At 56.6% G+C, this 24,914-nt stretch carries 23 protein-coding genes and 1 pseudogene; 6 read left to right on the forward strand and 18 right to left on the reverse strand.

The window, feature by feature from the left end:
• Positions 1–30 precede the first annotated feature (30 nt).
• From V1587_RS14245 to V1587_RS14295, 11 genes and pseudogenes are all read right to left on the reverse strand, one after another.
• Positions 31–1,032: a Kdo(2)-lipid IV(A) acyltransferase gene (locus tag V1587_RS14245; protein ID WP_371898201.1), complete on the reverse strand. Its 1,002-nt coding sequence runs from the start codon at positions 1,030–1,032 to the stop codon at positions 31–33.
• A 181-nt stretch (positions 1,033–1,213) separates the two neighbouring features.
• The gene (gene pptA, locus V1587_RS14250) at positions 1,214–1,444 is read right to left on the reverse strand and encodes a tautomerase PptA (RefSeq protein WP_371898202.1); all 231 of its coding nucleotides are present in this window, start codon (positions 1,442–1,444) and stop codon (positions 1,214–1,216) included.
• A gap of 37 nt (positions 1,445–1,481) precedes the next feature.
• The gene (locus V1587_RS14255; RefSeq protein ID WP_371898203.1) at positions 1,482–2,099 is read right to left on the reverse strand and encodes a glutathione S-transferase family protein; all 618 of its coding nucleotides are present in this window, start codon (positions 2,097–2,099) and stop codon (positions 1,482–1,484) included.
• 47 nt (positions 2,100–2,146) lie between these two features.
• Positions 2,147–3,034 carry an ABC transporter substrate-binding protein gene (locus V1587_RS14260; RefSeq protein ID WP_371898204.1) on the reverse strand — a complete coding sequence of 296 codons (888 nt, stop codon included), beginning with the start codon at positions 3,032–3,034 and terminating at the stop codon, positions 2,147–2,149.
• Positions 3,035–3,043: 9 nt separating this feature from the next.
• Complete coding sequence (locus V1587_RS14265; protein WP_371898205.1) at positions 3,044–3,817, reverse strand: amino acid ABC transporter ATP-binding protein; 774 nt, start codon at positions 3,815–3,817, stop codon at positions 3,044–3,046.
• The gene (locus V1587_RS14270) at positions 3,801–4,727 is read right to left on the reverse strand and encodes an amino acid ABC transporter permease (protein ID WP_371898206.1); all 927 of its coding nucleotides are present in this window, start codon (positions 4,725–4,727) and stop codon (positions 3,801–3,803) included. The genes V1587_RS14265 and V1587_RS14270 overlap by 17 nt, the downstream gene beginning before the upstream one ends.
• Before the next feature lie 9 nt (positions 4,728–4,736).
• Positions 4,737–5,246 (reverse strand): GNAT family N-acetyltransferase, encoded by a 510-nt coding sequence (locus V1587_RS14275; RefSeq protein WP_008501765.1) that lies wholly within the window; start codon positions 5,244–5,246, stop codon positions 4,737–4,739.
• A gap of 9 nt (positions 5,247–5,255) precedes the next feature.
• Positions 5,256–7,519 (reverse strand): annotated as a pseudogene (locus tag V1587_RS14280) (NtaA/DmoA family FMN-dependent monooxygenase).
• A 16-nt stretch (positions 7,520–7,535) separates the two neighbouring features.
• Positions 7,536–8,657 carry an amidohydrolase gene (locus V1587_RS14285; RefSeq protein WP_371898207.1) on the reverse strand — a complete coding sequence of 374 codons (1,122 nt, stop codon included), beginning with the start codon at positions 8,655–8,657 and terminating at the stop codon, positions 7,536–7,538.
• A complete protein-coding gene (locus tag V1587_RS14290) occupies positions 8,654–9,655 on the reverse strand; it encodes an LLM class flavin-dependent oxidoreductase (protein WP_371898208.1) in 1,002 nt (333 codons plus the stop codon). The genes V1587_RS14285 and V1587_RS14290 overlap by 4 nt, the downstream gene beginning before the upstream one ends.
• Positions 9,656–9,765: 110 nt before the next feature.
• Positions 9,766–10,305 carry an AAA family ATPase gene (locus tag V1587_RS14295; RefSeq protein WP_371898209.1) on the reverse strand — a complete coding sequence of 180 codons (540 nt, stop codon included), beginning with the start codon at positions 10,303–10,305 and terminating at the stop codon, positions 9,766–9,768.
• A 342-nt stretch (positions 10,306–10,647) separates the two neighbouring features.
• Here V1587_RS14295 and V1587_RS14300 point away from each other — a divergent pair, with 342 nt between their 5' ends.
• Positions 10,648–12,183 carry a methyl-accepting chemotaxis protein gene (locus V1587_RS14300; protein ID WP_371898210.1) on the forward strand — a complete coding sequence of 512 codons (1,536 nt, stop codon included), beginning with the start codon at positions 10,648–10,650 and terminating at the stop codon, positions 12,181–12,183.
• Here the strand turns inward: V1587_RS14300 and V1587_RS14305 are convergent.
• The gene (locus V1587_RS14305; protein ID WP_235404779.1) at positions 12,180–12,578 is read right to left on the reverse strand and encodes a cupin domain-containing protein; all 399 of its coding nucleotides are present in this window, start codon (positions 12,576–12,578) and stop codon (positions 12,180–12,182) included. The two genes, V1587_RS14300 and V1587_RS14305, sit on opposite strands and share 4 nt — an antisense overlap.
• 108 nt (positions 12,579–12,686) lie before the next feature.
• Here V1587_RS14305 and V1587_RS14310 point away from each other — a divergent pair, with 108 nt between their 5' ends.
• Together V1587_RS14310 and ansP are read left to right on the forward strand one after the other, a co-directional pair.
• The gene (locus V1587_RS14310) at positions 12,687–13,601 is read left to right on the forward strand and encodes a LysR family transcriptional regulator (RefSeq protein ID WP_371898211.1); all 915 of its coding nucleotides are present in this window, start codon (positions 12,687–12,689) and stop codon (positions 13,599–13,601) included.
• A 304-nt stretch (positions 13,602–13,905) separates the two neighbouring features.
• The gene (gene ansP, locus V1587_RS14315) at positions 13,906–15,402 is read left to right on the forward strand and encodes an L-asparagine permease (protein ID WP_023311978.1); all 1,497 of its coding nucleotides are present in this window, start codon (positions 13,906–13,908) and stop codon (positions 15,400–15,402) included.
• 92 nt (positions 15,403–15,494) lie between these two features.
• On the opposite strand, the gene V1587_RS14320 is transcribed toward ansP, so the two are convergent.
• Positions 15,495–16,556 carry a YncE family protein gene (locus V1587_RS14320; protein WP_371898212.1) on the reverse strand — a complete coding sequence of 354 codons (1,062 nt, stop codon included), beginning with the start codon at positions 16,554–16,556 and terminating at the stop codon, positions 15,495–15,497.
• A gap of 242 nt (positions 16,557–16,798) precedes the next feature.
• Here V1587_RS14320 and pqqU point away from each other — a divergent pair, with 242 nt between their 5' ends.
• Positions 16,799–18,913: a TonB-dependent receptor PqqU gene (gene pqqU, locus V1587_RS14325; RefSeq protein WP_371898213.1), complete on the forward strand. Its 2,115-nt coding sequence runs from the start codon at positions 16,799–16,801 to the stop codon at positions 18,911–18,913.
• Positions 18,914–19,033: 120 nt separating this feature from the next.
• Here the strand turns inward: pqqU and V1587_RS14330 are convergent, their stop codons facing one another.
• From V1587_RS14330 to V1587_RS14340, 3 genes are all read right to left on the reverse strand, one after another.
• On the reverse strand, positions 19,034–19,702 hold the full coding sequence (locus V1587_RS14330) for a GntR family transcriptional regulator (protein ID WP_044596524.1): 669 nt from the start codon (positions 19,700–19,702) through the stop codon (positions 19,034–19,036).
• Between the two features lie 255 nt (positions 19,703–19,957).
• On the reverse strand, positions 19,958–20,998 hold the full coding sequence (locus V1587_RS14335; RefSeq protein WP_371898214.1) for an NADP-dependent oxidoreductase: 1,041 nt from the start codon (positions 20,996–20,998) through the stop codon (positions 19,958–19,960).
• Positions 20,999–21,063: 65 nt separating this feature from the next.
• Positions 21,064–21,639, reverse strand: coding sequence for a helix-turn-helix domain-containing protein (locus V1587_RS14340; RefSeq protein ID WP_371898215.1), 576 nt, complete (start codon positions 21,637–21,639; stop codon positions 21,064–21,066).
• A gap of 146 nt (positions 21,640–21,785) precedes the next feature.
• Here V1587_RS14340 and V1587_RS14345 point away from each other — a divergent pair, with 146 nt between their 5' ends.
• On the forward strand, positions 21,786–22,304 hold the full coding sequence (locus V1587_RS14345) for a GNAT family N-acetyltransferase (protein WP_023292298.1): 519 nt from the start codon (positions 21,786–21,788) through the stop codon (positions 22,302–22,304).
• Positions 22,301–22,750 carry a DMT family transporter gene (locus V1587_RS14350; protein WP_008501299.1) on the forward strand — a complete coding sequence of 150 codons (450 nt, stop codon included), beginning with the start codon at positions 22,301–22,303 and terminating at the stop codon, positions 22,748–22,750. The genes V1587_RS14345 and V1587_RS14350 overlap by 4 nt, the downstream gene beginning before the upstream one ends.
• A gap of 3 nt (positions 22,751–22,753) precedes the next feature.
• Here V1587_RS14350 and V1587_RS14355 read toward each other — a convergent pair whose 3' ends face one another.
• The gene (locus V1587_RS14355) at positions 22,754–22,987 is read right to left on the reverse strand and encodes a YdcY family protein (RefSeq protein WP_371898216.1); all 234 of its coding nucleotides are present in this window, start codon (positions 22,985–22,987) and stop codon (positions 22,754–22,756) included.
• Positions 22,988–23,089: 102 nt separating this feature from the next.
• Positions 23,090–24,688, reverse strand: a complete 1,599-nt coding sequence (locus V1587_RS14360; RefSeq protein WP_371898217.1) for an ABC transporter substrate-binding protein — start codon at positions 24,686–24,688, stop codon at positions 23,090–23,092.
• Positions 24,689–24,914 lie beyond the last annotated feature (226 nt).

The following is a 24,914-nucleotide window of genomic DNA, read 5'->3' on the forward strand; positions in this document are numbered from 1 at the left end:
TCACCGCAGGGTGAGGGCATCGCTGTGGTTTTAGTGCTGTATGCCTGAGCGGTCAGAAAAATCGCTGGCGGAGAGACTATCACCCCGAGTTGCCGCCTTTTTCAGACGGGCATACCGGTCAGGTACCCCTTCAGGACGCGTTTTGAAGCGACGGTGCAGCCACATATACTGCTCTGGCGCCATGCGTACGGCCTGCTCAATTGCCCTGTTCATCTGCGTCGCCACGGCTTCTTTATCGCCGCCCTGCAACGCCTCGCTGATATCCTCAAGAATAATCAGCTCGTAACCGGAGCCATCCGCCCTGCGGCGAGGCACAAAGGGAATGACGGCAGGCTTAGCGCTTTTGACCAGCATATAGCTTCCAGCGGTCGTCGCGGCATCCGGAACCGCAAAGAAGGGCACAAACACGCTGTTGGTTTTGCCATAGTCGTGGTCCGGGGCGTACCACAAAATTTCATTCTGCTTCAGCGAGCGGATCATGCCCTTTAAATCATGGCGATCGAGCATGGTTTTATTTGAGCGCAGGCGTCCGCGCGTCTGAAGCCAGTCCAGCAGCGCATTATTATTGGGACGATAGACCCCAATACCGGGGTTAAGCATGCCAAATATCCGCGCGCCCAGCTCAAGCGTCAGAAAATGCATCCCCACCAGCACCACGCCCTTTCCTTGCGCTCTGGCCTTTTCCATGTGCTCATATCCCGTCACGGTAAAGCATTTCCGCACTCGCCATGCAGGCCAGAACCATGCCATTCCGGTCTCGATCACCCCCATTCCTACCGATTCAAAATTACGCTGCAGCAGTGACTCGCGTTCATCCTCTTTCATCTCCGGAAAACAGAGCTCCAGGTTGCGGCGGGCAATCTCGACGCGGCGAGGAAGCAGGCGCATCGCCAGTCGACCAAGGCCATGACCGATTTTGAACAACAGCGGATAAGGGAGCAGCATGATAAGCCACAGTGCGGCAATGCCGGCCCAGCTTAGCCAGTAACGGGGATGAAGAAAGGCGAGTGAAAAACGGGGTAATTTTGTCATCAGAAAATTATCCTTTAACGTGTCTGTCCTTAATTGATTCTGTTGAAGATCTTTCCTAAGGATGAATAAAAAGTCAGCCAGAAACGTTAAGTGTAGCGGATAAGACAAAACGCATTTTTATCGATTTTTGCGAAAACGGGAAAACAAGCCGGGGCACTTATTCGCTCCCCGGCAGAAGATCTTACATTGAATAGCCGGGCTTTTTAATTAACTCGTCCAGCTTCGGTCCTATTTCGGTATCCCAGACCTGCGCTTTCCAGCCCTCCTGGTTCACCTGATTCAACGCAACGGACACGGAACTGTCTTTGCTGTTGAAATGGCGAATAATGACCTCAGCAATATCCTCGGCCAGGGCTGCTTTTTGTTCGTCGTTCAAATCGCGGGGAAAACATTTAATATCTACGTGTGGCATGTGCAGGCTTCCGGTTGTGAATGAGGGTTACACGTTATCAGATAATATTGTTTGCCTTTAACACCTTGTGCAGTTCCGGTAGCTGACATACGGTGTCCGCAATCGCCGTAAATTTAGGGGTGTTCCCGGCAAACCAGTCGTGACGCGGCCCCCAGGTGCGCGCCACCGCAATATACACATCGAGCAGCGTCAGCCGTTCCCCCAACGCAAACGGGGCGGCCTTGAGCTGAGTTTCGAACCACAAATAGAGGGATTTCCGGTATGCGATGCAGTTTTTCTGCAGCTGTTCTGGCGCATCCGGCACCCAGCGCTCGGGATAGTCTGCATAGGTAAACGTGGGATAGACGTTGGCCACAAACCAGATCAGCAGACGCTGAAACTGCTGACGTTCGGCCTGCCCCACGGGCGGAGCGAGATCGGGACATCTGTCGAGCACCATCAGGGCAATCGCCGCCGTTTCGGTCATGATGGCGCCATTTTCGAGCTCCAGCGTGGGTACCTGACACAGCGGGTTGAGCTTTTGCAGCAATTCACGCTGCGGGCCGGGCTGGTCAAACCCGTCCACGTTGATAAATTGATAAGGGATATCAGCCAGGGTCAGCATCACCTCACCGATCGCCGATCCCCAGCCGGGTACGCCATAAAGTTTAATCATGTTGCCCCCTGAGGGTGAGGGATGAAAACCCTAAGTGTAGAGCACCATTAGTAGGTTATCCCAGGCGGGTTGACCTCCGATTGCGCTACCGCTTCGCCCTGTTCGCCCCAGCGCGCCAGCACCTTCTGGTAATCACCGCGCTTAATCGCGCCGTCCAGCGCGGCCTGCAGCGCGTACACCAGCTCATTGCCTTTTTTGGTCGTGGTCGCGACATAGGCTTTCTTCGGCCCTAAACCGACCACGCGGGTTTTACCGGTGAGCGCCGCTTTGTAAGATGAAACCGACTGCGGTCCGAAGAACACATCTGCCCTGCCGGACTGGATATAGAGATTGCCCGAGGCATCGTCGTGGAGATAGACCGGCAGCGCGGGCGCCCGCCCCGCCTTTTTATTCTCTTCGTTCCAGCCCAGCAGGATGCGCTCCTGATTGGTACCCGAGCCGACAATCACCCTTTTCCCGGCCAGATCTTCCGCGCTTTTGATTGACTGAATTTCGCTGGTGGATTTCACCGAAAATGCCAGCGAATCGACGCGGTAGGTCGCAAAATCAAACTTCTCTTTACGCTGTTCGGTCACCGCAATGTTCACCAGCGCCACGTCGTAACGCCCGGAAGCGATCCCCAGCGGCCAGTCTTCCCACGCCGTCGGCACCAGCTTTAGCTTCAGCCCCAGGCTGCCCGCCAGCAGGCGGGCAATATCCGGGTCGCTGCCGATTCGCGTGCGGTTATCGCTGGCCAGCAGCGCCAGCGGCGGGGAGTTCAGCGCCGAAACGGCGACCGTCAGCGTTCCCGGCTCAACGAATTTGTAACTGGCGGGGATCTTCGCCACGGCCTGCCGATCCACCGTCACCGGCAGCGGCTGCTCGTTGGCTTTCAAATCAATGCTGGCGTGGCTCGCCGTCGTGAAGACCAGCCCCGCCAGAAGTCCATATTTCATTGGCACTCCTTACAAGACTTTGGAGAGAAACTGGCGCGTTCGCGCATGTGACGGACGGGTTAATACCGCGTCACTGCTTCCCTGCTCGACAATTTTTCCGTCGACCATAAACACCACCTGATCCGCCACTTCCCGGGCAAAGCCGATCTCGTGGGTCACCACCACCAGCGTGGTACCGGACCGGGCCAGTTTTTTGATCACATCCAGCACTTCCCCTACCAGCTCCGGATCCAGCGCCGACGTGGGTTCATCAAACAACATCACGCGGGGACGTAACGCCAGCGCGCGGGCAATCGCAATGCGCTGCTGTTGCCCGCCGGAGAGATGGCGGGACCAGGCATCGGCTTTGTCCCTCAGCCCGACCACGTCCAGCAGGCTATACGCCCTTTCCACCGCCTCTTTTTTGCTGAGCTTTTTATGCGCAATGGGCGCCTCAATCAGGTTTTCCAGCACCGTGAGATGGGGAAAGAGATTGAAGTTCTGGAATACATAGCCGACGTTGACGCGCTGTTTGAGGATCTCTTTCTCCTTCAGCTCGTAGAGCTTATCGCCCTGACGGCGATAGCCGATGTAATCCCCGTCGATCTGGATAAAGCCTTCATCGACGCGCTCCAGGTGATTAATGGTGCGCAGCAGCGTCGATTTGCCCGACCCGGACGGCCCGAGGATGACCGTCACGGACCCGGGCGGGATCTCAAGAGAAACGTTGTCGAGCGCCTTATGGCGACCGAAATACTTGCTGACGCCGGTAATCGAAATATGTCCTTCAGGAGAGGCTTGCATGGATAGGCTCCTGTGCTGGCGTGGTGGTGACAGAACGGGTACGACGGGTGTTACGGTTCTGATTAACCGCAGAGCGGCGTTCGCTGCGGGCGAGTGCACGTTCAACACCGTACTGAATAGCGGACAGGACGGTGGTGATCGCCAGGTACCAGGCGGCACCGACCATCAGCAGCGGGATCACCTCCTGCGTGCGGTTGTAGATCATCTGAATGGTATAGAACAGCTCCGGCATCGCCAGGACGTACACCATCGCCGTGCCCTTGGCGAGGCTGATGATTTCATTGAAGCCCGAAGGCAGGATGGTGCGCAGCGCCTGAGGCAAAATGATGCGCACCGTGCGGCGCCAGGCCGGCAGGCCGAGCGCGGCGGCGGCCTCATACTGGCCGTGATCGACTCCGAGGAACCCGCCGCGAATGATCTCGGCGGTATAGGCGCTCTGCACCAGGGTTAGCCCCACCACGGCGGTAGAAAACTGCCCCAGCACGTTGATGGTTTCAAAGCTGCCCCAGGTGATGCCGGTGAACGGCACGCCGAGAGAGAGCGTGTCGTAGAGATAGGAAAAGTTGTACAGGATGATCAGCACCACAATCAGCGGCAGCGATCGAAACAGCCAGATATAGCCCCATGCCAGGCTGCTCAGAAGCCATGACGAGGACAGTCTCGCCAGCGCCAGCATGCCGCCCAACACCACGCTCAGCGCGGTGCCGATCAAGGTAAGCAGCAGCGTCTGACCGACACCTTCAAGTATCACCGGGTCAAAAAACCAGCGTGCGAACACCGCCCACTCCCAGCGCGGGTTAAAGGCCACGGACTGAATCACGACCGCCAGGACAAACAGCGCCACCGCGGCGCCGACGGTCCGCAGCGGATAACGCGCCGGGACCACCTTAATGGTTTCAACGTTGCTCATCGTCGTTCCTCATGCGGTTTTACTGAACGCTTCACGTACCAGCGTTTTGGTGAATCGCAGCCGACCGTCAAACGGCGGCTGGCTATACTCTTCCGGATCGCGGTTCAGATCGAACTGCGGCTGATAGCCCTGGCTAAGATAGAGCCTGACCGCCTCCGGCTGACGAAAGCCGGTTGTCAGGTAGATCTGACTGTACCCTGCCAGCACCGCCCTGCGCTCCAGCTCCTGCACTACGCGCCCGGCAAGCCCCTGCTGACGCAGGGTTTTGTCGGTCCAGATGCGTTTGATTTCCGCGGTGCGTTCGTCGAACGGTTTGTACGCGCCGGTGGCGATAATCTTCCCGTCGCGCTCCAGGACGATAAACAGCCCCTGCGGCGCTAAATACCACTCGGTAAGCTCCACTTCCGCGTCTTTTGAGAAGTAGTCCCCGTAGCGGGCCGCGTATTCCCCGAACAGCCCCTCGATAATAGGCTGAAGCTCGGCGTCTTCCGGTGAAACATCACGAAATCGTTCGCTCATCACGCCTCCTTAATCACCCAGGCCCGCCGGGTTCACTTCTGATTGAGGAATACGCTCAACCCCTTCCCCCCAGCGGTTCAGCACTTTGTCGTAATCGCCGTTTTTGATGACGCCGTTCAGCGCGGTTTGCACCGGCTCAACCAGACCGCTGCCTTTTTTCAGCGTCACGGCAATGTGCGCCGCCTTCGGCCAGCCGCCGTCGACGCTACCTACCAGTTTGGTTTTGCCGTTCAGCGCCGCCTTCCACGCGCCAATCACGTTCGGGCCAAAGTACGCATCCGCGCGTCCGGACTGCAGCGCCAGCGTTTGTGCCGCATCGTCTTTGGTGTAGATCGGGGTAAAGGGTTTCAGCCCCTTCTTCAGGTTTTCGGCATTCCATGCGAGCAGGATGGCCTCCTGGTTGGTACCGGAGCCGACGATAATCCGCAGCCCGGCGATGTCCTCAGCCTTCTCAAGCGACTTGATCGGGCTGGTTGATTTCACGTAGAACCCGAGGGAATCTTTTCGGTAGGTGGCAAAGTCAAACTTCTCTTTACGCTCTTTGGTGACGGTGATGTTGCTGATGGCGGCATCATATTTCCCGGAGGCCACGCCCAGCGGCCAGTCTTCCCAGGAGGTCGGCACCACGTTCAGCTCCAGCCCCAGGCTGTCGGCCACCAGACGGGCGACGTCCACTTCACTTCCCAGCAGCGTTTTGTTGTCATCGGAGAAGACCGTCAGCGGCGGTGAGTTAAGCGCAGCCACTGCTACTGTGAATTTTCCCGGTACGGCAAAGCGGTAATCTTTTGGCAGCTGCGCTACCGCATCATTGTTTTTGGCAGTGTTAATCGGCGTTTTATTGGCCTCGATGCTCACGCCGGTGCCGTTAATATTCACATTCTCTGCCCAGACGGCAGGGGTAAAGGCCAGCGCGAGCGCCAGAATAAGCGATGTTTTCTGCATAGCGGTGTTCTCTTTTATTGTTGTGTGAACTGATTTTTCGGTTGGTCTAAACCGAGGCTTTCGCGCAGCGTGGTGCCAGGGTAGTCGGTGCGGAACAGGCCGCGGGTCTGAAGAATGGGCACCACCTGGTCAACGAAGCGCGGGAAGGTGTCCGGCGTACCGCCCTGAATGATGAAGCCGTCTGCGGCATAGCCTTCAAACCAGGCCTGCAGACCGTCAGCCACCTCTTCTGGCGTACCGGAAAAGCGCGGGCGCGGTGATGCAGCTTCAAGGGCCACCTGACGCAGGGTTAAGCTGCGCTCGCGGGCGTTACGCTTGATTTCATCGGTGGTGCTGCGGAAGCTGTTTTTGCCTAAATCGCCGATATCAGGGAATGGCTCGTCGAGCGGATACTGGCTGAAATCATGATGTTCGAAATAGCGCCCCAGGTAATTGAGGGCATCGTTAATCGACACCAGCGCCGCCGTGGTCTGGTACTGGTTTTCCACGTCCTCGGCGTCTTTTCCCACAATCACGCTGACGCCCTGGAAAATATGGAGATCAGAGGCGCGGCGGCCGTTTGTTTCCAGCTGCTGCTTCACGTCACGGTAAAAGGCTTTTGCCTCGTCGAGCGTCTCGTGATGGGTAAAAATGGCGTCGGCATGCTTCGCCGCCAGCTTTTTCCCGTCGTCCGACGCCCCGGCCTGAAAGACAATCGGACGTCCCTGCGGCGTGCGGCCAATATTCAGCGGGCCGGCGACCTGGAAGAAGTCACCGTGGTGATCGAGCGTATGCAGTTTCGCCGGGTCAAAAAATTGACCGCTCTCTTTGTTGCGGATAAACGCGTCCCCTTCCCAGGAATCCCACAGCCCTTTCACCACGTCGAGATACTCATCGGCAATGCGATAGCGCAGCGCATGCTCGGGGTGTTTTTCGCGAGAGAAGTTCTTTGCCGAACCTTCCAGCGGGGAAGTGACCACGTTCCAGCCCGCGCGTCCGTTGCTCAGGTGGTCGAGGCTCGCGAACTGGCGCGCCGTGGTGAAGGGCTCGCTGTAGGAGGTGGATAAGGTTCCCACCAGCCCCAGGTGCGAGGTGATGCTGGCCAAAGCGGAAAGCACGGTCAGCGGTTCAAAACGATTCAGAAAATGGGGAATCGATTTCTCGTTAATATAGAGACCGTCGGCAACGAATAAAAAATCGAGTTTGCCCTCCTCCGCCTTTAACGCCGTCGCTTTGACGAAATCAAAATTGATACTGGCATCGGCGACGGCCTCAGGGTGACGCCAGGCGGACATATTTCCGGATGCACCATGCAAAATGGTCCCCAGCCGCAGTTGACGATGTGCAGACATATTCACCTCTTAAGAATTAAACGTGTTGCAGGGCTTTTTCCGCAAGCTGTGCAAAATAGCGGGCAGCGGGCTCAATTAAGGCTTCATCCGGATTAAACGACGGATGATGTAAACCATACGGGCTGTTGCTGCCGATGCTGACAAACGCCCCCGGGATCTGCTGCAGATAGACCGCGAAATCTTCCCCGCCCATATGCAGCTCGGCGTGCCGGGTTTCATATCCGGCCTCACGCGCGACCGAGGTGGCAAAATCGGCCCAGCGCTCGTCATTCACCAGCGCGGTGGGCCCGGCATACCAGGTGATATCAATCTGCGCGCTAAAGGCGCTGGCAAACCCGGCGGCAATTTCGCCCACGCGGGCTTTCACATTCTGCTGCACTTCCGTGCGATGGGTTCGCAGCGTGCCTTCCAGCTCGACGCTTTCCGGCAGCACGTTCCAGGTGTTGCCGCCCGCAATGCGCGTCACGCTCAGCACCACCGAATCCAGCGTGTTGACGTTGCGGCTGGCGACGCTTTGCAGCGCCGTCACCAGCTGGCTCGCCAGCACAATGGCGTCGTTGCCTTCATGCGGACGTGCGGCGTGCGCGCCCTTACCGGTAATACGGATCACGAAGCGGTCGACGTTGGCATAGAACGGCCCGCCGCGGGTGGCGAACTCACCGACCGGCAGGCCGGGCTCGTTGTGCATACCAAAAATCGCGCTGACATCGCGTAAGGCTCCGGCGCGCACCATGCTCTTCGCACCGCCAAAGTTCTCTTCGGCAGGCTGAAACAGGATCCGCACCCGGCCGTTAAGCGAGGCTTCCCGCTCTTTTAGCTTCAACGCGGCGCCGAGGATCACGCTGGTGTGGATATCGTGTCCGCAGGCGTGCATTACGCCTGCACGCCGGGAGCTAAACGGCACGCCGCTGCGCTCTTCAATCGGCAGGGCATCAATATCCGCCCGTAGCGCAATCAGTTTGCTGCCCGAGCCGATTTCCGCCACCAGTCCGGTAGACAGATCGTAAGGCTGCGGGGTAATCCCGGCATTCGTCAGCCACTGGCGCAGGCGCGTTGTGGTCTCCACTTCCTGGCCGGACAGTTCCGGGTTCTGGTGCAGTTCGCGACGCCAGGCAATCAGCTGTTCGCCAAAGCTCATACGGTGACCTCCCTGTTAAGACGCGCCTCGGCCAGCAGACGCAGCGACGCGACGCGCGTTGCTCCCTCCGCCACCGGCGTGTCGATGATAAATTCGTCAATGCCCCACTGCTGGTGCAGCGCGTTGAGCTGTTCCACTACCGACTCAGCGGTACCCGCCAGCAGCGACTGCGCCCGGCGTGCAATGCGCACCGGCTCGCTGCCCGCCTGGCGTGCAAAGGCGTAGGCCTGCTCTTCGCTGGCCACGGTGACACGCTGCCCGTTTGCCAGCTCAACGCCCCACACTTCGACCTTCTGCGCCAGGGCTTCTGCCTCGGCCTGCGTTGGCGCGACAATCGCCTGCACCGCCACAAGCACGTCCCGCGCGCTGTTCTCGCGCCAGGTCGATACCACCTCGCGCAGCAGTTCCGGGTCACCGTTCAGGTGTGCGGCAAACACAAAGTGCCAGTCGAGCCTGGCGGCCAGCAGCGCGCTTTCGGTACTCGCGCCCAGCAGGAAACCTTCAGCAGGCAACGGCGGCAGCGGCGTGGCGCGGACGGCCTCTTCAATAGCGTGATGCTCAGGACGGATCCAGCGGTCGAGCTGGGCCAGCTGTTCGGCAAAGCTGCCCTTTTCCTGTTGATTCAGGCCCTGCTGCAGCGCGCGGGTTGAGAGCGGTAATCCGCCGGGGGCTTTCCCGACGCCGAGATCCACGCGGCCGGGCGCCAGCGCGGCCAGCACGTTGAAGTTCTCGGCGACTTTATAGGGGCTGTAATGCTGGAGCATCACGCCGCCGGACCCGACGCGAATGCGCGCGGTTTGCCCGAGGATCCAGGCAATCAGCAGCTCCGGCGAAGGGCTGGCAAGCTGTGGGGTGTTGTGGTGTTCGGCAATCCAGAAGCGGTGATAGCCCAGATTTTCTGCCTGCTGCGCCAGCGCCAGGGTACGCGCCAGCGCATCGGCAGCCGTTTCGTTTTCAGCGATGGGGCTTTTATCCAGAATGCTGATTCGCCATGACATGTTGCGTTCTCGTTTGACTTAACATGTCGACATTATTAAAGGCGCATTTCACCACTGAGAAACAATTAATTTACATTTAGTTTGCCGGAAATCAGATATATAAAACCATGCTAAGAATAAGACTTTAGGGTGGCGATCAGCGTTTCCACCTGCTCCCGACGGGTAATGCGGACGAAGCGAATATGGCTATATTGCGGGTTTTGCAGGTCGGCTTCGTAGCGCGTACGGTTATTACGCCAGGTTTTCATCGTCCAGATGATAATGGATTCTCTGCTGAAGAACGCGCGCCGGAAACTCTCTTTATTCCCCGTTCCCGGCCAGAGCTCGTGCTTATGCCAGGCCCGCTTCATTGCTCGCGTGACGGCCTGCCAGAGGGTGCGGGTAAACCCGTAATCCACCCACACCACCACATCGACATCGCGCCATTTCACAGGCCGCGTGCGGTTGTAGTTACCGTCCAGCACCCAGTCTGGCGAAGCCTGTAGCGCCTGCTCCAGCTTTGCCAGAAACTCATCGTCCGGCGTGCCCTGCCAGTCAGGTTGCCAGTAGAGCCTGTCCATTTCGATACAGGGGATCGCCAGTTCGGCTGCAATCCGCTTCGCCAGCGTGCTTTTTCCACTTCCGCTGGTTCCTATGACGTTAATTTTCACCTCAGCCTCCCTGTATTTACGAAAATGGAACCAAATCATAGCGTTTTCATCCTGTTAACGAAACGCTATTTCAGCATGACAATTTTTCCAGGGAGACGATCTCCCTCTTGAAGTTTGGCTTATGTCATTTATTTAAATCGATTCAAAATAACACCCACCAAAATATTTTCAATTTTATTACATTCGAAAAGATTAACACATTAAAAATAATGAATGCCGGGTATTTCGGAGAATCTCAATTTCAGCGAGAATATGCGCAGACCGTTATTAAAATAATCAATCTTATCTTGCCGGAGCGCTTTCCGGACTTTTTTATTCTTGCACAACATCATGGAGTTACTCATGAGGCGTAACACCCCCGTTACACAAAACGAGTATTTACTTAACGCTGGTTCGACGTTAATGTCCACCACCGATACAAAAAGTCATATTACCTATGCCAACTCCGCTTTTATAGAAGCCAGCGGATATAAAGAAGAGCATCTTCTGGGTGAGCCGCATAACCTCATCCGCCATCCCGACATGCCTGCCGAAGCGTTTGGCGATATGTGGTTTACCCTCCAGCAGGGCGAGACCTGGACAGGGCTGGTGAAGAATCGTCGTCATAATGGCGATCACTACTGGGTGCGGGCCAACGTGACGCCGGTATGGCAGGGTGGATCCCTGACCGGCTATATTTCGGTGCGTAATATCCCCGCACGGGAGGAGATCGCGGCCAGTGAAAAACTGTATGCAAAAGTGCGGAATAACGAATTAAAACATTATCGCTTTTATAAAGGACTGTTAGTTCGACGCGGTTTATTTTCATTTTTGTCGCTATTTAAATGTCTCAGTACCGGAAAACGAATTCAGCTTGGTATTACTGCGACAGCGATACTCTCCTGCATGGCGATCTATTTATTCCGCGATCGCCTCGTTCAGGCCGCCACTCTGGTTCTGCTTTTTTCTGCGCTGTCCTGTTATCTTCATGCGCAGATCGCCCGGCCGGTAAAATCCATTGTTCAACAGATGCAGCGCGTGGTTTCAGGACGTATAACGGACTATTACCATTTTGACAGGATCGATGATATCGGGCTGATGATGCGCCTGGTGAATCAGTCAGGTTTAAACCTGAACTCGCTGGTTGACGATGTCGGGGCGCAAATCAGCGGGATTGGCACCATCAGCCAGCAGGTCGCGAAAGAAGGTGCAGCGCTGCAGGCGCGTTCAGAAGAGACCGCAGACTTTCTGCAGCAAACCGCGTCGGCGGTAGAAGAGATCGCCAGCGCGGTGAAGCAGACGGCCGAAACAGCGAACGAGGCGATTCAGATGGCGGATCGCACCCGCGACAGCGCCCACTGCGGTGAAGCGATGATGAAAGAGACCATCGGTATGATGCAGTCCGTTTCGCAGGATAACGGCCAGATCGTCGATATTATCAGCGTTATCGATCGTATTGCCTTCCAGACCAACATTCTTGCGCTGAATGCTGCCGTGGAAGCGGCGCGCGCGGGTGAAGCCGGCCGCGGTTTTGCCGTGGTGGCGGCTGAGGTGCGCAATCTTGCGCAGCACTCCGCGACGGCGGCGAAGGAGATCAAAGCGCTGATCGAGAAAAACGTCGCCAGCGTCAACGCTGGCGTGGAGAAGGTGGTACAAACCGAATCACAGCTGACGGTCATGATTGACCATGTTCTGCAGGTTTCCACCTTGATTAAGGAGATCGGCCACGCCACGCAGGAACAAACCCAGGCGCTGACGCTCATCAACGCCTCCCTCTCCCGTATCGGCGCAATGACCCAGAGCAATACGGGGATGGTGGATAACGTCACTCACGCCGCGAATCATCTGACGCAGCGGACGACGCGCCTGCAGCAGGCGATTGCCGTTTTTGGCGGTTAGCCGTTCGGGTACTGCTCGTCGGTCACCTTTTCCAGCCAGGTTACCGGGCTGCCGTTCACCGCTTCGGCGATGGCGAGATGCGTCATCGCCGTTTGCGCACTTGCGCCGTGCCAGTGCTTCACGCCGGGTGGGATCCAGGCGATATCGCCCTGATTCAGGATTTCCGCCTCTTTGCCCCACTCCTGTAACCAGCCACGACCCTGCGTCACAATCAGCGTTTGTCCCAAGGGATGCGTATGCCAGGCCGTGCGAGCCCCCGGCTCAAAGGTTACGGTTGCCCCGCCGACGCTGGCAGGTTCGGTCGCCTGAAAGGGTGCGTCAATGCGAACAGTGCCGGTAAACCAGGCTTCCGGTCCTCGTGCTGAAGGTAATGAACCGCTGCGGATAATTTTCATCTTTTGCTCCTCGTTGACTGTTGCGTTAACAGTAGCGCAAAGCACTCCGGAGCATTAGGGTGCATAATCAGATAGAACACATGACTGAAACTCATAAATAGAACCGCGATGCTAAAAGATAATTTCAACGATCTGCTCTCCTTTATGGTGGTGGCCCGCGAGCGCAGCTTTACGCGCGCAGCGGCGCAGCTGGGCGTCTCGCAATCGGCACTGAGTCATGCGATGCGCAAGCTTGAAGCGCGATTAGACGTTCGCCTGTTAACCCGCACAACCCGCAGCGTGGTTCCGACACCCGCGGGTGAGCAGCTCTTTTCGCGCCTCAGCCCGCATCTGCTGGAGATCGAACAGGAACTCACGGCGCTTCGCAGCACCCGCGACAAACCCGCAGGCTCTATCCGCATCGTCGCCGGCGAGCACGCGATGGACGCCGTGCTCTGGCCGGTACTGAAGCCTTTTATGCTGCAGTATCCTGACATTAACGTCGAAGTGACGGTCGACAATGGCCTGACAGATATCGTCGATGGTCGCTTCGACGCGGGGGTTCGCCTGGGTGAACAGGTGGCTAAAGATATGATTGCGGTGCGGATTGCGCCGGACATGCGCATGGCGGTCGTCGGCTCCCCGGATTACCTGGCACGTTTTGGCGTGCCGCTCGTGCCGGAGCAGCTGGGTGAACACCGCTGTATCAATCTCCGCCTGCCCACCCGAGGGGGATTGTATGACTGGGAATTTGAGCGCGACGGGCGCGAGTTTCGGGTGAGGGTTGACGGACAGCTTACGCTGAATAACCTGTCGCAGCGCATCGACGCCGCGGAGAATGGCCTCGGATTAGCCTACGTGCCCGAGTCCTCGGTTCTGGACGCGCTTAATCACGGACGGCTGGTCAGGGTCCTTGAGTCGTGGTGCCCCACTTTTGAAGGATATCACCTCTATTATCCGAGCCGACGGCAGCATACAACCGCGTTCAGGTTACTTCTCGATGCCCTGCAGCAGCAAAATTTTATACCATCTGGTAATAATTAAGAGATCCTGATGATTAAATAATCAACCCCGCCATTGTTTTGACTAAAAACTCATCACGTTTCAGCGTGTTGTGATCCCCGTCTGCTCTGACCACACGATTTCCTTCGACGTGCATCACTTTCGGCACGGTTATATTTTGCGTCGCTTATGAATTGCAGGTAGGATGCCTCGCCATGTTTCGCCTTATCCATACGCAGAATGACTGGGAAGGCGACATGTGTTTGCGCAGAAGCAATCGTTTGTATTGCGCTCTGCCAGGCAGGACTATCACGATAATGGTTCAGACAGGCAAACAGGTAACTCAATGAAAACAAGCAATAAAAGCGCAGCCGATCATCACGCTGCTAAACGTCGCTGGTTGAACTCCCACGAAGAGGGCTACCACAAAGCGATGGGCAACCGTCAGGTTCAAATGATCGCCATCGGCGGCGCTATCGGAACGGGTCTGTTTTTAGGTGCTGGTGCACGCCTGCAGATGGCTGGCCCGGCTCTCGCCCTGGTCTATCTGGTGTGCGGGATCTTCTCTTTCTTCATTCTTCGCGCGCTGGGCGAACTGGTACTGCATCGCCCTTCCAGCGGCAGCTTCGTCTCTTACGCCCGTGAATTCCTCGGTGAAAAAGCCGCTTACGTCGCGGGCTGGATGTACTTCGTCAACTGGGCGATGACCGGTATCGTCGATATCACCGCCGTTGCGCTGTATATGCACTACTGGGGCGCGTTTGGCGATGTGCCACAGTGGGTCTTTGCGCTTGGCGCACTTGCGATTGTCGGCACCATGAACATGATCGGCGTGAAGTGGTTCGCGGAGATGGAGTTCTGGTTTGCGCTGGTAAAAGTGCTGGCCATCGTGGTGTTCCTGGTCGTGGGTACCGTCTTCCTCGGCAGCGGTAAGCCGCTGGACGGCAATGCCACCGGCTTCCACCTGATAACCGATAACGGCGGATTCTTCCCGCACGGTCTGCTGCCTGCGCTGGTCCTGGTTCAGGGCGTCGTGTTCGCCTTCGCCTCTATCGAGCTGGTGGGCACCGCAGCAGGTGAATGTAAAGATCCGCAGACGATGGTGCCAAAGGCCATCAACAGCGTTATCTGGCGTATCGGTCTGTTCTACGTCGGTTCCGTGGTACTGCTGGTTCTGCTGCTGCCGTGGACTGCCTATCAGGCAGGTCAGAGTCCGTTCGTAACCTTCTTCTCTAAGCTGGGCGTACCTTACGTTGGCAGCATCATGAACATCGTGGTCCTGACGGCAGCGCTCTCCAGCCTGAACTCCGGCCTTTACTCTACCGGTCGTATCCTGCGCTCGATGTCGATGGGCGGTTCCGCGCCGAAGTTCATGTCGAAGATGAGCAAGCAGCAGGTTCCCTATGCGGGGATTCTGGCAACGCTGGTGGTTTACGTCTTTGGCGTGTTCCTGAACTATCTGGTGCCGTCCCGCGTATTTGAGATCGTTCTGAACGTGGCTGCACTGGGGATTATCGCCTCCTGGGCCTTTATTGTGGTCTGCCAGATGCGTCTGCGTAAAGCGATCAAAGAAGGCAAAGCGGCTGATGTGAGCTTCAAGATGCCGGGCGCACCGGTGACCTCCTGGCTCACCCTGCTGTTCCTGTTCAGCGTGCTGGTGCTGATGGCGTTTGACTACCCGAACGGTACTTACACCATCGCGACGATTCCGCTGCTGGCGGTACTGCTGATTGCCGGCTGGTTCGGCGTGCGCAAGCGCGTTCACGAGATCCATAGCACCGCGCCGGTTCATCACGACGATGAAAAACACGACGCGCCGCTGGTAGAAGAAACCTCGCGTTAATAAAAATGCCGGGTGGCGGCTTCGCCTTACCCGGCCTACATTTCATGGTTTTGTAGGCCCGGTAAGCGCAGCGCCACCGGGCAATTCCCATCTTACAGCGCAATACGAATCACATCGTCAGGCTGGGTAGCTTCCTGCTGGCGAGTCGATTTCTGTTTCACCGTCACGTACAGGGTTTTGCCATCCGCAGAGAGCGCAAGGCTGTTCGGGTAAACCGGCGTGTCGAAGGTTTTTGTGACCTTATACGTTTTCGCGTCAATCACGCTCACCTTACCGGCTTCACGGTGCGTCACATAGGCTTCATTGCGGGCCGGGTTAAACAGGACCGCCAGGGACTCCGGCGCGGCGATTTTCTCGATCACACTGCCGTCTTTCAGGCTCACCACCAGCACTTCCGGCTGTTTTGAATCAGTCAGGAACGCACGCTGACCGGCTGTATCGAGGCTCAGGTTCAGGTAGAAGTGTTCTTTACCGTCATCCTGCACTTTTTTACGGCTCAGGATTTTGTTCGTGGCCGTATCAATGGTTAACAGCTCGCCGTCCGCATTCGTGGTGTACAGACGTTTCGCCTGCGCATCCAGCGCCAGACCGGTGCTGTAGGTGCCGGTATTGGCAATGGTCTCTTTCAGCTTCAGCGTGGCGCCATCCACAACCCAAATCACGCTCTCTTTGCCGACACCGGTGATGTAAATTGTGTTGCTCGCGTCATCCGCCACCAGCTGGCGCGGCTGCAGCGGTTTAACGGTTTCGCTGCGTTGACGCCCGTCCAGCACCAGTCGCCCTTTTACGTCGCCCGTTTTTGCATCAATAGCGGTTACCGCGCCGTTAATCGTATTGCCGAACCACAGCGTTTGCGTCGCGTTGTCAAAGGTGGCACCAAAAGGTTTGAGATCGCTATGGATCGCCTGCGTCACGTCCAGCGTGACCGGATCAAGACGGTAAACAACCCCGCCCTTGTCGGTTTTACGGCTTTGCGAGGTCGCCACCCACAGCGCATTCTCCTGCTGGCTCACTGCCATTTCATACGCCCCTTTGCCCACCGCTTTACGCAGCACCTCTTCGGCGGCATGCACCTGGAACGTCCCGGCAAGCAGTAAGGTGGCAGACAGCAGTGACAGGCTCAGACGCGGCGAGCACAGATGACGTAAATACATAACAATTCCTTTTCTGAAGAGTGGGGTTTGGGCTGACATCACTTCCGGCAGACAACGTCATGGCATTGTCTTTTGATAATGAGAATAGTAATCATTAATCAGTTGAATGTGGAGTTTTTCTTTCCCCTCTTGCCTTTCATTAACGCAATGTGCGGTTATAGTTTTCAAAACATTTACAAAACCTTTAACATGTATGGACATGTTCCATTTGGTTCGTTTACATACCACAACCGGTTTTATTCATGAAAATCATTTCTGCCCGTAAGGCTTCTCTCCCGCTGCTGCTGGTTCCTGTTATTTTTGCGCCGCTCACCGCCATGAGCGCAGAGGAACAGACCATGATCGTCAGCGCCACGCCGCAAACCGTATCGGAACTCGATACCCCGGCCGCGGTCAGCGTCGTCAATGGCGACGACATGCGCCACGCCGCGCCACGCATCAACCTGTCTGAATCCCTCGGCAGCGTCCCGGGACTGCAAATCCAGAACCGTCAGAACTACGCCCAGGACCTCCAGCTGTCGATGCGCGGGTTTGGCGCTCGCTCAACGTTTGGCGTGCGCGGTATCCGTATGTACGTCGACGGTATCCCTGCCACCATGCCGGACGGACAGGGCCAGACCTCCAACATCGATCTTTCCAGCGTGGAGAGCGTTGAAGTGCTGCGCGGCCCCTTCTCTGCCCTGTACGGTAACGCCTCTGGCGGCGTGATTAACATCAACACCCAGACCGGGCAGCAGCCGCCGACCATTGAGGCCAGCAGCTATTACGGCAGCTACGGTACCTGGCGCTACGGTATGAAAGCCACCGGCGCGATGGGTGATGGCACCCACGCGGGGGATGTGGATTACACCGTTTCCACCACCCGTTTCACCACCAAAGGCTACCGCGACCACAGCGGCGCGCGTAAGAATCTTGCCAACGCGAAGCTGGGCGTGCGTATTGATGACGTCAGCAAGCTGACGCTGATCTTCAACAGCGTGGACATGAAGGCCAACGATCCGGGCGGACTGAGCTATCAGGAGTGGCAGAATAATCCGCGTCAGTCTCCGCGCGGCGATCAGTACAACACCCGCAAGACCATCAAGCAGACCCAGGCCGGTCTGCGCTACGATCGCCAGCTCAGCACGCAGGACGACCTCAGCGTGATGATGTACGCCGGCGAGCGTGAAATGACGCAGTACCAGTCGATTCCGTATCAGCCGCAGCTAAAAGCCACTCACTCCGGCGGGGTGATTGATATGCAGCGCCACTATCAGGGCGTGGATACCCGCTGGACGCACCGCGGCGAGCTGCTGGTGCCGGTGACCTTTACCACCGGTCTGAACTACGAAAACCTGAGTGAAGATCGTCGCGGCTACGAGAACTTCGTCATGAGCAATGGCGTGCCGGACTACGGCGTCAAAGGCGATAAACGTCGCGACGAACGCAACCTGATGTGGAACGTCGATCCTTATCTGCAGAGCAGCTGGCAGCTGACACAGAAACTCTCTGTCGATGCGGGTGTCCGCTACAGTTCGGTCTGGTTTGACTCCAACGACCATTACGTTACGCCGGGCAACGGCGATGACAGCGGTGACGCGAGCTATCACAAGTGGCTCCCGGCGGGCTCCGTGAAGTATGCGGTGACGGACGCATGGAACCTCTACGCTGCCGCAGGGCGTGGATTTGAAACGCCAACCATCAACGAACTCTCCTACCGTGCCGATAATCAGGGCGGTCTGAATATTGGCCTGAAGCCATCCACGAATAACACCTATGAAGTGGGCAGCAAAACCCGCATCGGCAACGGCCTGCTGACGGCGGCGTTGTTCCGCACCGATACGGATGATGAGATCGTGGTGGACTCCAGTTCCGGCGGCCGCACAACCTATAAAAATGCCGGGAAAACCCGCCGTCAGGGTGTAGAAGTTTCCCTGGATCAGCAGTTCGCGGAGAACTGGAAGCTGAAGATGGCGTGGACGTACCTGGATGCCACCTACCGGACTAACGTCTGCAGCGACGCAGACTGTAACGGTAACCGTATGCCGGGGATTGCGCGCAACATGGGCTTCGCTTCGTTTGGCTGGCAGCCGGAAGAAGGCTGGTACGCGGGCACGGACGTGCGTTACATGAGCGATATCATGGCCGACGACGAAAACACCGCGAAAGCGCCGTCATATACGGTAGTCGGGCTGAATACCGGGTATAAGTTTAACTACGGCAACTGGGGAATGGACGTCTTTGGCCGCGTCGATAACCTGTTCGATAAAGAGTATGCGGGATCGGTTATTGTCAACGAGTCCAACGGTCGTTATTACGAGCCTGCACCAGGCCGTAACTATGGCGTCGGGCTGTCGGTCTCTTATCGCTTCGAGTAAGCAAAAAAGAAAAGTTTATTTTATAAATGAAATAACCCTCCTGATGGCAATAAGCCATCAGGAGTTATTCACCAGATAAATAATTAGCGGCGGTATATAGTCGCTCTGATAAATAATCTCTCAGTTAAAATATTGTCGCTGTAAAAGAGAATCCGCTTCATCAATCAACTTATCAATCGCCTTTTGGCTGGCCTCCACATCTCTCCGCTCAAGGGCTGAAAGAAGCTCGTCATAGTGATATGTTGCCGTTTTGATGTCGCTAAGCTCCTGGTGCAGATAGTTCATACAGGGGCCAATGCGGACCCATAGCTGTTCAATTAAGGCATTGAGCGTCGGCATTTCCGCATACTGATACAGCGTAAACCTGAAGACACGATTCGCATGCAAGGCCTGCTGAACATTTCCATTGCGCATGGCCTCATGGAAGGCCTCTGACATTTTGCGCAACGCCTCCAGCTTGCCGTCTGACATATTCTGGCATGCAGCGGCAACCGCCATTGGCTCAAGCTGTTTTCGGATGGCGTTAATCTCGTTATAACGCTCCAGCGTCACCTCAGGGACCAGAAATGCCTGCGCTGGCGTGGCGTGAAGCGCGCCTGAGGAGACCAGACGCAGCAGCGCTTCGCGGACCGGCGTAATACTGGTGCCTAATTTATCAGCAATCTCTTTCGTAATCAGTCGTGCTCCTGGTTTGAGGGAGCCTGTAATTAGCGCCCCTTTCAAACTGTGTTCAACCTGCATGGTAAGGCTAACCCTTTGGGCTTTTTCTAAGTGATCCAAATCAAGCATGTGGAATTCCTGTAGCTAAAACTTAATGCTATTTTTAAACGCCAGTTTTAATAAAACGGCGCCGGTACGATATATCCTGTATCGTCATGCCTGGTGGTGGGAAGTACGTAAAACAGCAAAAAAAGCAAACATCATTTTTTTTATCGTTTTCGCGCTCATCCGGAATGATGGCGCGAAAAACCGTGTCCAGTAATTAAAGACAATATATCGTATCTTCACAAATAAATATGGCGGGAAACCCCGCCATCTTGCTCTTTATTTATTGTCACTCGCGACGCGAATCACGACTTTGCCGAAGTTTCGTCCTTCCAGCAGGCCAATCAGCGCCTCGGGGGCGTTTTCCAGCCCGTCCGTCACCTGTTCGCGATAGTGGATTTTCCCCTCCTGCACCCAGCGCCCCATCTCTTCCTGGAACTCATGAATGCGGTGCCCGTAATCCTGGCCGATGATAAAGCCCTGCATCCGAATGCGTTTCTTAAGAAGGGTCGCCATCAGAAGCGGCAGGCGGTCCGGCCCCTCGGGCAAGCCCGTCGCATTGTAGCCGCTCACCAGGCCACAGACCGGCACGCGCGCGGAGGTGTTCAGCAGAGGTAGCACGGCGTCAAACACTTTCCCGCCGACGTTTTCATAATAGACATCAATCCCGTTCGGGCAGGCGCGTTTCAGCTGGTCGGCAAAATCGGCGGCGTGGTGATCCAGGCACAGGTCAAAGCCGAGAACCTCAACGGCATGGCGGCATTTCTCTGGGCCACCGGCCACGCCGACCACCCGGCAGCCTTTGATTTTGCCGATCTGCCCAACCGTCGCGCCAACCGGGCCGGTCGCCGCAGCCACCACCAGCGTTTCACCCGCTTTCGGTTGCCCGATATCCAGCAGCCCCATATAGGCGGTAAAGCCCGGCATACCCAGTACGCCCAGCGACCAGGAAGGATGAGACGGATTTTCGCCCAGCTTCACCAGGCCGCTGCCGTCCGAAAGTTCATACTCCTGCCAGCCGCTGTAGCCCAGCACCCATTCACCGGCTTTGAAGTCGGGATGGTTTGACAGTTCAACCCGGCTGACCGTTCCCCCTACCATCACCGCACCAAGCTCAACCGGCGGTGAATAGGATGGCGCGTCGCTCATGCGACCCCGCATATATGGGTCCAGCGATAGCCAGACGGTACGAAGCAAAAGCTGCCCCGCACCCGGTTCCGGAACAGGCTGCGTTTCCAGACGAAAATTTTCCGCAACCGGTGCGCCCTGTGGACGAGAGGCCAGCACCCAGCGGCGATTTTGCGAAACAGGTTGATTCATCGGGATCTCCTTCTGGTACAAATGTCATTACAGCCTGGCTCACGATTGGCGTTATCGCATTAGCATTACGAGCCAGACTGGTTAAGCCTTACAACCAGATAGATGCAGGTTTCATTCGTTTCGTTGATGAACCGGCAGTCATTTGGCGGCCCCAGCTCCAGACAGTCGCCGGCGTGCATTTCGTGGCGCGTATCGCCCTCCTGAAACACCAGCTCGCCGGACTGGAGCCAGATAAGCTGACGTGCCAGCGCGTAAGAGGATGCAGGCATCGGAACATCGCTGCCCGCAGGCAGTTCAACCTGAACAAGGTCGATGGGCAGATCGGTGCGGGGAGAAACATGGCGGCGGAGGTAGTGCGTCTGCGGATCTCGCCAGACGGGCTGGTTTGCAAGGCGCAGCAGCTTGCCCTCCTGCACTTCGGCCCGGGCAATCAGCGTAGACATGCTGATGCCAAACGCGCCCGACAGACGGGCAAGCAAGGTAGCCGTTGGGCTGCTGTCTCCGCGCTCTATCTTGTGGATCATCGCGCGTGAAACCCCTGCCCGGTCAGCAAGCTCGCTCAGGGACCAGCCGCGAGACTCGCGTTCAAGGCGAATTCTTGCGCTAATCCGTTGATTCATTGTGTCTGTTATGGTGTTCATGACGTCATACTATAGTGTATGAACGGCATTTCAATGGGCTTTTGATAACAAAAAAATATGCCTTATGCCGTAGCGTTCGGGCTATACGGTTGTGTAATATCGTAGGAATAACGTAATACTATAGTGAACAACACAGAGGTTTCATCATGATCGTTCGTCATGCCTGCAAAGAAGACTGCGCTGCGATAGGAGAGATTTACAACCACGCGGTGCTGCATACTGCCGCGATCTGGAACGATAAAACCGTCGATACCGATAACCGAATCGCATGGTTTGAGGCGCGCTCGCTTGCGGGCTACCCGGTTCTGGTGAGCGAGGAAGACGGCGTAATCACCGGCTACGCCTCTTTCGGCGACTGGCGCGCCTTTGACGGCTTCCGTCATACGGTTGAGCATTCGGTCTACGTCCACCCGGCCCATCAGGGCAAAGGGATTGGCCGCACGCTGATGAAGGCGCTGATTAACGAGGCCCGCGCCATTGGTAAACACGTGATGGTGGCCGGCATTGAAGCGCAAAATCACGCCTCGATTCACCTCCATGAAACGCTCGGCTTTGTGACGACAGGACAAATGCCGCAGGTGGGAACCAAGTTTGGCCGCTGGCTGGACTTAACCTTTATGCAGCTGCAGCTGGACGAGCGCAGCGATCCGGACGCTATCCCATGAATCAGTCCCTGACCCTGGCGTTTCTGGTAGCGGCGGGCATCGGTCTGGTGGTGCAAAACACCCTGATGGTGCGTATCACCCAGTCCTCCTCCACCATTCTTATCGCGATGCTGCTGAACTCCCTGGTCGGCATCGTGCTGTTTGTCAGTATTCTGCTGCTGAAACAGGGCGTGGCCGGATTCAGCGAGCTGGCCGCGACGGTGCGCTGGTGGACGCTTATCCCGGGGCTGCTGGGGTCGTTTTTCGTGTTTGCCAGCATCAGCGGATATCAGAACGTTGGCGCGGCGACGACCATCGCCGTGCTGGTCGCAAGCCAGCTGATTGGCGGGCTGGTGCTGGACGTGCTGAGGAGCCATGGCATCCCGCTGCGCGCCCTGATTGGCCCGGTATGCGGCGCGGTGATGCTGGTGGTCGGGGCCTGGCTGGTGGCGCGACGCCAGTTTTGATGGTTACAGTATGGTGCCGCCTTTGGTCAGCTGTTCCTCACGCGCGTCCATCTCCTCTTTATGCTGCTTGCCGTGGTGCGAAATCGCGGTGCGCAGACGCTGCTGCTGGGCGTAGCGATCTTCACGGCTCAGCTCTGCATCATCGCTTAATTCAATCAGCAGCTCGTTCATGTGGGTAATCACGCTCTCTTCGATAGCGGCATCGACGCGGGCGATAACTTCGTTTAAATGTGACATTGTCACTCCTTGTAATGTGCCCGGTGGCGGCTCCGCCTTACCGGGCCTACAGGTGCCAAATGTAGGCCGGGTAAGGCGGAGCCGCCACCCGGCTAAAAAGGTTTAGTTCAGCTTCGCTTTCGAGAAATCGCTGCCCATCAGGCTTACGCTGTACCCGGTCACGTTGCTGCGGGTCGCGTAGAACGTTTTCCCGTTGGCCAGTGCGATCCACGGCGCCTGCTGGTAGAAGATCTCCTGCGCCTGGCCGTAGAGCTTCGCGCGCTCAGCCGGGCTGCTGGTCAGCTTCGCTTTTTGTACCAGGGCATCATACCCCTTATCGCACCAGCGCGCGGCGTTTGAGCCAGTTTTAATGCTGTTGCAGCCGAGCAGCACGTCGGCAAAGTTGTCCGGGTCGCCGTTGTCGGACATCCAGCCAAACAGCGCGGAGTCATGTTCGCCTTTACGCATTCCGGAGAGATATTCGCCCCACTCGTAAGAGACAATTTTGGCCTTCACGCCGACTTTTGCCCAGTCGCTCTGGATCATCTCAGCGATACGACGCGAGTTCGGGTTATACGGACGCTGAACCGGCATTGACCACAGCGTGACTTCCGCGCCCTTCTCCAGACCCGCCTGCTTCAGCAGGGCTTTCGCTTTTTCGGGATCGTAGCTGTAGTCCTTCAGGTCTTTATTGAAGCCCAGCATATTTGGCGGGATCGGCGATTTTGCCACCGTGCCAGATCCCATAAAGACCGCATTAACGATGGCCTTCTTGTCGGTCGCATAGTTGAGCGCCTGACGCACCAGCACGTTATCAAACGGTTTTTTCTCGGTGTTAAACGCCAGATAACCTACGTTAAGCGCGTCGACCGAGTGCAGCGTCAGGTCTTTGTTGTTCTTGATGGCGTCAAACTGAACCGGGGATGGCGCAGGAATGATCTGGCACTCGTTGGTCTGCAGCTTCGCCAGGCGGGTTTCCACATTTGGCGTAATCGAGAAGATGAGATGCTTCGTCGGCACTTGGCCTTCCCAGTAGTTCGGGTTCGCGACGTAGCGGATCAGCGAATCCACTTTGTACTGCTGCAGCACGTAAGGCCCGGTACCAATCGGCCAGGTGTCCACGTTCTCAGGTGTGCCTTTTTTCAGCATTGCGTCGGCGTATTCAGCGGAGAGAATCGAGGCGAAATCCATCCCCCAGTCGGCCAGAAACGCGGCGTTGGGTTCGCTGAGGGTGAACTGGACGTGGTAATCATCGACCTTTTTAACGTCCTGGATCAGCTTATCGAGACCCACATCGTTAAAGTATTCGTAGTTGCCCTGCGACACGTTGTGGTACAGGTGTTTAGGGTCTTTCTGACGCATGACCGAGAAAATAACGTCATCGGCATTAAAGTCGCGCGTCGGTTTGAAGTATTTGTTGCTGTTGAACTTCACCCCTTTACGCAGGGTAAAGGTATAGGTTTTGCCGTCCGGCGAGATGGTCCAGGACTCCGCCAGCGACGGCACCGGAGTGTTTTTTACCGGGTCGAAATTGATCAGGCGGTTGTACAGTACCTGAGAGCTGGCCACAAAAGACGGGCCAGAGCTGGCGATTTGCGGGTTGAAGGACTCGGGGGACGCTTCTGAACAGTAAATGAGGGTGTCGTTGTTTGCCGCCCATGCGGCACCGGCTGGTAGAAGAGCGCTCAGCGCAAGGGCGAGCAGTGTTTTCCCTGTAGACATGGTTATAACCCTGACAGTTTTATTATATAGGACAGTAATAACAGCACAGGCGTTTTGACCTGGCAAATAACGAAACACTATCAGGTTATTCTAAAGCAGCTTTTTTTGCTGTTTTAACCGCCAGCGCCCAAAAAGATGATTTGCCTTAAGGGCCATTATTCGTCAAGCACAACCGTCACTTTCTATGCCGCAAGAAATCGGCCCTTTTAGCGTCTCTTCCCCCGTT

Origin of the sequence: Enterobacter sp. ECC-249, from assembly GCF_043965265.1 — a bacterium.
Taxonomy (GTDB): Bacteria; Pseudomonadota; Gammaproteobacteria; order Enterobacterales; family Enterobacteriaceae; genus Enterobacter; species Enterobacter quasiroggenkampii.

What these genes read in the sequence shown, in the direction of transcription:
- V1587_RS14245 (WP_371898201.1), bottom strand. Translation starts at nt 1,032, where the DNA reads ATGACAAAATTACCCCGTTTTTCACTCGCCTTTCTTCATCCCCGTTAC.
- pptA (WP_371898202.1), bottom strand. Translation starts at nt 1,444, where the DNA reads ATGCCACACGTAGATATTAAATGTTTTCCCCGCGATTTGAACGACGAA.
- V1587_RS14255 (WP_371898203.1), bottom strand. Translation starts at nt 2,099, where the DNA reads ATGATTAAACTTTATGGCGTACCCGGCTGGGGATCGGCGATCGGTGAG.
- V1587_RS14260 (WP_371898204.1), bottom strand. Translation starts at nt 3,034, where the DNA reads ATGAAATATGGACTTCTGGCGGGGCTGGTCTTCACGACGGCGAGCCAC.
- V1587_RS14265 (WP_371898205.1), bottom strand. Translation starts at nt 3,817, where the DNA reads ATGCAAGCCTCTCCTGAAGGACATATTTCGATTACCGGCGTCAGCAAG.
- V1587_RS14270 (WP_371898206.1), bottom strand. Translation starts at nt 4,727, where the DNA reads ATGAGCAACGTTGAAACCATTAAGGTGGTCCCGGCGCGTTATCCGCTG.
- V1587_RS14275 (WP_008501765.1), bottom strand. Translation starts at nt 5,246, where the DNA reads ATGAGCGAACGATTTCGTGATGTTTCACCGGAAGACGCCGAGCTTCAG.
- V1587_RS14285 (WP_371898207.1), bottom strand. Translation starts at nt 8,657, where the DNA reads ATGAGCTTTGGCGAACAGCTGATTGCCTGGCGTCGCGAACTGCACCAG.
- V1587_RS14290 (WP_371898208.1), bottom strand. Translation starts at nt 9,655, where the DNA reads ATGTCATGGCGAATCAGCATTCTGGATAAAAGCCCCATCGCTGAAAAC.
- V1587_RS14300 (WP_371898210.1), top strand. Translation starts at nt 10,648, where the DNA reads ATGAGGCGTAACACCCCCGTTACACAAAACGAGTATTTACTTAACGCT.
- V1587_RS14305 (WP_235404779.1), bottom strand. Translation starts at nt 12,578, where the DNA reads ATGAAAATTATCCGCAGCGGTTCATTACCTTCAGCACGAGGACCGGAA.
- V1587_RS14310 (WP_371898211.1), top strand. Translation starts at nt 12,687, where the DNA reads ATGCTAAAAGATAATTTCAACGATCTGCTCTCCTTTATGGTGGTGGCC.
- ansP (WP_023311978.1), top strand. Translation starts at nt 13,906, where the DNA reads ATGAAAACAAGCAATAAAAGCGCAGCCGATCATCACGCTGCTAAACGT.
- V1587_RS14320 (WP_371898212.1), bottom strand. Translation starts at nt 16,556, where the DNA reads ATGTATTTACGTCATCTGTGCTCGCCGCGTCTGAGCCTGTCACTGCTG.
- pqqU (WP_371898213.1), top strand. Translation starts at nt 16,799, where the DNA reads ATGAAAATCATTTCTGCCCGTAAGGCTTCTCTCCCGCTGCTGCTGGTT.
- V1587_RS14330 (WP_044596524.1), bottom strand. Translation starts at nt 19,702, where the DNA reads ATGCTTGATTTGGATCACTTAGAAAAAGCCCAAAGGGTTAGCCTTACC.
- V1587_RS14335 (WP_371898214.1), bottom strand. Translation starts at nt 20,998, where the DNA reads ATGAATCAACCTGTTTCGCAAAATCGCCGCTGGGTGCTGGCCTCTCGT.
- V1587_RS14340 (WP_371898215.1), bottom strand. Translation starts at nt 21,639, where the DNA reads ATGAACACCATAACAGACACAATGAATCAACGGATTAGCGCAAGAATT.
- V1587_RS14345 (WP_023292298.1), top strand. Translation starts at nt 21,786, where the DNA reads ATGATCGTTCGTCATGCCTGCAAAGAAGACTGCGCTGCGATAGGAGAG.
- V1587_RS14350 (WP_008501299.1), top strand. Translation starts at nt 22,301, where the DNA reads ATGAATCAGTCCCTGACCCTGGCGTTTCTGGTAGCGGCGGGCATCGGT.
- V1587_RS14355 (WP_371898216.1), bottom strand. Translation starts at nt 22,987, where the DNA reads ATGTCACATTTAAACGAAGTTATCGCCCGCGTCGATGCCGCTATCGAA.
- V1587_RS14360 (WP_371898217.1), bottom strand. Translation starts at nt 24,688, where the DNA reads ATGTCTACAGGGAAAACACTGCTCGCCCTTGCGCTGAGCGCTCTTCTA.